This is a genomic window from Candidatus Viridilinea mediisalina (assembly GCF_002532535.1).
GTDB lineage: Bacteria > Chloroflexota > Chloroflexia > Chloroflexales > Chloroflexaceae > Viridilinea > Viridilinea mediisalina.
Genome location: NZ_NQWI01000218.1, coordinates 1 through 3,318, shown reverse-complemented (window position 1 = coordinate 3,318; position 3,318 = coordinate 1). Strand labels below are relative to the sequence as shown.

Here is a 3,318-nt window from a genome sequence, read left to right as displayed (position 1 = left end):
CATCCCGAACCGGGTCGTGAAACGCCGCAGCGCCGATATTACTGGGGCCTGAGCCCTGGGAAGGTAGGTCCACGCACGTTGCAACACAAAAAGCAGGAGCCCGCACCAACGATGCGGGCTCCTGCTTTTTTGTTAGGGTGGTAGCCCTAAAACCCACTTTGGGGCTACGCCCCAAACCATCCTTCCCCAGACCCCCACCCCAAAGAATCTATGCTGCAAAGAAGCTTTGCAGCGCTGAATTGAAGGCTGTGGGTTGTTCGAGATTGCTTAGATGTCCCGCTCCTTCAATCTGCACGAGGGTGCTGTTGGGCAACGCATGGTGCATGGCTTCGGCTTCCGCTGGTGGGGTGAGGCTATCTTCAGTGCCTACAATTACCAGAGTGGGAATGTTGATGCTGCCTAGGTCGGGGCGTGAATCGGGGCGCAGGGCCATGCCGCGTAAGGCACCGGCGATGCCCTGGCTGCTGTTGGCATGAATGAGCCTGCTCAGTTCATCGCGCAGCGCTTGGCTCGCGCTTGGGGCTACAAGGTTGGGAATCATCTTGGTGGCAATGGCGGGTGGCCCTGCTTCCTCCACGAGGCGCGCATTGGCTTCACGGGCCGCCTGACCCTCGGTGTTGTCGGGGGCTGCGCGCGTATCGGCAAGGACGAGGGCACTTAGCAGTTGCCGGTGGCGACGCCAAAGGCTAAAAGCGATATAGCCCCCCATCGAGAGGCCAATAACGGCACTTTGCGCTATGCCAAGCTGCGTGAGCAGCGCAGCCACATCGTCGGCCATGGTGTCCATCAAGTATGGCCCAGGCGGAGCCTCACTACCCCCGAAGCCGCGTAGATCGGGGACGATGACGCGGTACTGTTCGCGCAGAAGGGCGACCTGTGTGTGCCACATCGCACCGGCTAAGGGAAAGGCATGCAGCATCACGATGGCTGGCCCACTGCCCTCCTCGTGGTAGTTAAGCTTGATGCCGTTGAGGTGAATTTGCATGTGGTTACCTTTGAAACTACGCTGCTTAGAACCAGGGAAGGGCAGTTCCATATGACCACCTCCAAAGTTACAACGATGGCATGAGCCCACCACAAGCCCCAAGTCCCAACAATGCTCGTGGCAGTGGTGTGTCGCTGTCAGGACGAGCAGTAGCGGCAGTGCTGAGTTGTGTGGCTCGCTCTTCCTCTTGCAGTGCTAGGGCGGCAAGGGCACTGAAGGCGAGAACAAGGGTTGACGTGACCCGCTCTGGTTGGGCAACACTTGGCCAATGGCGTGGAGCAAGCTCTTGGGCCAACTCAGGTACGACGGGCGCTAACAGGGCAAGCGTCATGGCATCCTCAAGGGCGTCGCTACGTAGACTCGCCCGGCGACGACGAACGTGGTAGCTATGGGCAAAAAGCCCCCGCCCAGGTAGACGTGGCCCGCGCAGCATCAGCTTGTTGCGGAGCGTTTTGAGCCAACGCTCACTCGCACTCTGCTGATCAGGTTCAAGCATGATGGGACTGAGGCGCAGCCCCCAAAGAACGAGGGCCATTGCACTGGAACTCGTCGTTTCGTCCTGATCCACAATTGCCCCGCTCTCGTCTTTGTGCATGTTGGCGCTGAGGGATTGTAGCATCTGAACATGGTTGTAATTGAAGACAAATTCGTGCGACCAGCGTAGCACCACGGGATCAGCGACATAGGGGTGTTCGCCGAGGCTGGCGGCAAGGCCAAGCAGGGTGCCGAGGCTGCCACTGTAGCTAGCATGGCCTCTGTCTATAGGATCGGGCACTTGACCGAGTTGTTCAATGGTGTTGGCCCATGGTGCCCAAATGCGACGCTGAATCAGACGGTTGATGCCGGTAACGAGTGCTTTCAGGGCATAACTGCGTTCGTCTGCTTCAACAGCGGGATGCTTTGCGAGCAGCGCCATCAGCCAGCTTGCATAGAAGATTTGCTCGCGTAGGCCATGTGTCCGGCTATGGGGCGCACTGAGCTCAAAGCCCTCCCAACGGTTGATGGGCTGGCAGAGTAGTTCGCCGAAGTAGTTGAGTTCTGTGGCAAGACGCTCAGGCAGCATAGTTTCTCTGGGGAATATAGGGTGCGTAAAAAACTCTTTTTGTTGCGTTTTGGCGGCTTCGCCGCCAAAACGCAACAAAAAATGGAATTTGGGGCGTAGCCCCAACAGCGGGTTGTAGGGCGGTAGCCCTAAACGTCATGCGAATGGGTAGCATATCCTCCCATAGGCTAATTGCGAGTAATCACAAGATTATCGAAGCTAACCCGGGCTGGCACTTCATCAAAGGACGCCAGTGCAATGCCAACATCACCACCCCTAAATGTAGCATCGCGGGTCTGTGTGAGTAGCATGTCATTGACATACAGGCTGATCTGCTCACCACGGGTAGCTACACCCATGCGATTGCTCGTAGTGTTGATATGATTACTTGCTGTCCAATCGATTAAAGCATCCCATTGATCATTGATCAATATCTCAAGCATGTAGTAGCCATCATTTGAAATGCTGTAGAGATAGAAGTTGTTGTCGTCTTGGTGGTTGAAGATGATCCCAATTGCCGCAGCAGGATCACTGGCCCGCATTCGTGTGTCAAGGGTGATGCGGACATCATCGTAGGGGCCGCCGACTATGGCCCACGCGATCCGCTCTGTCGCCTTGACCTCAATCACATAGGCCCCATCTTCAAAGGCGTAGCGGGTATATTGGCTCTCGGAACTGCTGACGACACTGTTGGCCGGTTGATCAAAGCTCTCACGCAGAAGGATAGCCCCTCCAGCGATGGGGGCATCCAAGGGAACAATCCCGCCTCCTCCTGCTCCTTGAGTTGGAGCGATGCCGCTCACTTCTTCTACCTGGATGGGCCCATCCGGCTGAAAGGCAAGCAAGGCGGCAAAAGCGGCGATGCAGGTACCCAAAAAGGCGATGAGCAGACAACCACCGGTTGCGAAGAGCCACCAGATAGCACGGTTGTTCTGTGATCCCGATACTGCTTCAGAGGGATTGGGTGTTGGAAATGCCTGCGTTGTGGCCCACTGAGCATCATGTGAGGCCGCCTCAGCAGCAGTGGGCTCATCAAAGCGCTGGGTGGCGGGTGCTGCATATGGGGGTAACACCACGGTAGCCTGGCTGCCTGTAGCCTCACGTGCTTCGTTTAGGCGTGCGCCACACTCAGGGCAAAAGTAGGTGGTTTCACTGGTTTTTTTGCCACAATTGGGGCAGGTGATGTCAGACATGGGAATTTTCCATGAACAGAGGAACAGGGGAACAGGGGAACAGAGAACAGGGGAACAGAGAACAGGGGAACAGAGAACAGGGGAACAGAGAACAGGGG

Annotated in this window: 3 protein-coding genes; all 3 read right to left on the bottom strand. The window is 56.7% G+C overall.

What is annotated here, in order from left to right; genetic code table 11:
* Nucleotides 1-208 precede the first annotated feature (208 nt).
* The 3 genes from CJ255_RS21425 to CJ255_RS21415 all read right to left on the bottom strand — a co-directional run bounded on the left by CJ255_RS21425 (nt 209) and on the right by CJ255_RS21415 (nt 3,220).
* Nucleotides 209-985 (bottom strand): alpha/beta fold hydrolase, encoded by a 777-nt coding sequence (locus CJ255_RS21425; protein ID WP_097646113.1) that lies wholly within the window; start codon nt 983-985, stop codon nt 209-211.
* Between the two features lie 67 nt (nt 986-1,052).
* Nucleotides 1,053-2,048: a hypothetical protein gene (locus CJ255_RS21420; RefSeq protein ID WP_097646112.1), complete on the bottom strand. Its 996-nt coding sequence runs from the start codon at nt 2,046-2,048 to the stop codon at nt 1,053-1,055.
* 167 nt (nt 2,049-2,215) lie between these two features.
* Complete coding sequence (locus tag CJ255_RS21415) at nt 2,216-3,220, bottom strand: zinc-ribbon domain-containing protein (RefSeq protein WP_097646111.1); 1,005 nt, start codon at nt 3,218-3,220, stop codon at nt 2,216-2,218.
* Between the last annotated feature and the right edge of the window lie 98 nt (nt 3,221-3,318).

Excerpts from the sequence above, each read along its gene's own strand:
- CJ255_RS21425 (WP_097646113.1), bottom strand. The coding sequence starts at position 985 with ATGCAAATTCACCTCAACGGCATCAAGCTTAACTACCACGAGGAGGGC.
- CJ255_RS21420 (WP_097646112.1), bottom strand. The coding sequence starts at position 2,048 with ATGCTGCCTGAGCGTCTTGCCACAGAACTCAACTACTTCGGCGAACTA.
- CJ255_RS21415 (WP_097646111.1), bottom strand. The coding sequence starts at position 3,220 with ATGTCTGACATCACCTGCCCCAATTGTGGCAAAAAAACCAGTGAAACC.